A 2,014-nucleotide genomic window follows, 5' to 3' on the forward strand; every position below is an offset into this window, starting at 1 on the left:
TCGAGCTCCTTCAGTCGCTTCACCTGGCCGGTCTTCAAGCCGCCGAACTCCTTGCGCCATCGGTAGTAGGTGAACTGCGTCACGTCGATCGACCGCACCGCCTTGGCCACCGATCGGCCCTGCGATACCAGCACGTCGACCTACTGAGACTTCGCGACGATCTCCTCCGCCTTGTGCCTCTTCTGTCCCATTCCTTCATCCTCCATCCGGCTCGAAAGCCTACTTCAGGGAGGACCACTTTTCAGGGGGCAGGCCAGGCTCACCGTGTGGAGCATCGCGGCTTATGAAAAAAGCACGCGGGGCGCGCCTGCAGCGAGCTGCCTGATAAATCGTTCAGACAGCTCATTAAAGAGCCTTTTTCAATCCCGTTGCCTCAAGCCCGATCCCAGCTGGGCATGCAGCAGGTAGACGCTCGGCGGTAGAGGTGGCTAGAGCGCGCCTAGGAAGTGCTCTTCGATCTCTTCCATGCTCTGACCGGTCGCGAGAGCGAGCATCAGGATGATGCGGGCCTTCTGGGGATTGTAGACACCGCTACCGATGCCTGGATCGGTTCCGGCCGTCACGATCCCGTTGCCGGTCCGGGTGCTGCGCACCACCGGGATGCCATTCGCGATGACGTCCTCGACAACCTCGTTCATGCGATCGGGAATGTTGCCGTTGCCGACGGCCGCAATGACGATGCCTTCCGCGCCGGCCTCGATGGCCGCGTTCATGGCTTGCTCATCGACGTCCTGGTATCCGTAGACGATGTCGACCCGGGGTAACTCATCGACGTCGGAGATGTCGAAGCTCGGCTTGTTTACCGGCTCGACCGGGGGATAGTAAAAATACGGTTTGTTGCTGAGGAACCTGCCGAGATATCCCTCCTCGATGGCTCTAAAGGTGTTCAGCGCGAGGGTGTCCGTTTTCGTCGTGAAGTAGGCGGATCCGATGCGGTCGTTCAGCACGATCATCGCACCCCGCCCCCGACCTTCCTCTGAGCCCGCGAGCGTCACGGCCTGAAGAAGGTTGATCGGGCCATCAGCGCCGATGGCCGTGGCGGGCCTCATGGCGCCGACCATGACGATCGGCTTGTCGCTGTCGACGGTCAGGTCGAGGAAGAAGCCGGTCTCCTCCATCGTGTCGGTGCCATGGGTGATCACTACGCCATCGGTATCCCCCGCGAACGCCTCGGAGATCGCCGTATGCAGGTCCATCAGAATCTGCTGGTCGACGTTGAAGCTGCCGGTGTTCGCCACCTGCTCGCCGCTGATCTGAGCCACCCCGCTCAATTCCGGGACGGCCTCGAGCAGCTGATCCACGCCGATGTTGCCGGAGGTATAGTTGGTCGTGTCCGTGCTCGACGAGGAACTCCCCGCGATCGTTCCGCCCGTGGCGAAGATCGATACGTTGGGTAGATCGTCCTGCGCGAGGGCCGGCCCCGTCAGGCAGGCCGCCGCGAGCGCGGCCGTCACTGGGTATCTTTTCATGCCGAACCTTCCTTTCCGTGATTGGGCTTTGATGTATTTCCGACGTTGTTCTGGGCAACCTTAAGGTCGAGGTCTGGCCCCAGATAAGTGGTCCTCCCTGAAGTAGGCTCTTGAGCCGGATGGAGGACGAAGGAATGGCGCAGAAGAAGCACAAGACGAAGGGGATCGTCGCGAAGTCTCAGTAGGTCGACGTGCTTGTATCGCAGGGCCGGTCGGTGGTTGAGGCCGTGCGGTCGATCTGTATGCCGCAGTTCAGCTACTACCGATGGTGCAAGGAGTTCGGCGGTCTGAAGACCGACCAGGTTAAGCGGCTGAAGAAACTCGAGAAGGAGAACGAGCGGCTGACGAAGGCCGTGTCGGACCTGACGCTCGAGAAGCTGATCTTGGGGACTGTCGGATAGTTTGTGTGCGAGACCGGTTCTCGTCATTGGCTGACGAATTTCTCGCCGAACATGACGGCGAATTGGGTTTTTGCCTCGGTCCATTCCCGGGGCGGGCGTTTCCAGTCCTGAGCCGCGCGATCGAGAGCCAAGTATAGCGGCTTC

General features: G+C 60.7%; 2 protein-coding genes and 1 pseudogene. 1 reads left to right on the forward strand and 2 read right to left on the reverse strand.

Features of this window, described 5'->3' with window-relative positions; all coding sequences use genetic code 11:
• Together Q1B08_RS21345 and Q1B08_RS21350 are read right to left on the reverse strand one after the other, a co-directional pair.
• Positions 1-134, reverse strand: a 134-nt coding sequence (locus Q1B08_RS21345) for a transposase (protein WP_299823349.1), incomplete at its 3' end; no start/stop codon positions are given.
• Positions 135-428: 294 nt separating this feature from the next.
• Complete coding sequence (locus Q1B08_RS21350; RefSeq protein WP_299823346.1) at positions 429-1,454, reverse strand: asparaginase; 1,026 nt, start codon at positions 1,452-1,454, stop codon at positions 429-431.
• A 206-nt stretch (positions 1,455-1,660) separates the two neighbouring features.
• Between Q1B08_RS21350 and Q1B08_RS21355 the strand changes: the two are divergent.
• Positions 1,661-1,855: pseudogene (locus Q1B08_RS21355) on the forward strand (transposase); the annotation flags it as partial.
• Between the last annotated feature and the right edge of the window lie 159 nt (positions 1,856-2,014).

The organism is uncultured Jannaschia sp. (assembly GCF_947494025.1).
GTDB lineage: Bacteria > Pseudomonadota > Alphaproteobacteria > Rhodobacterales > Rhodobacteraceae > Jannaschia.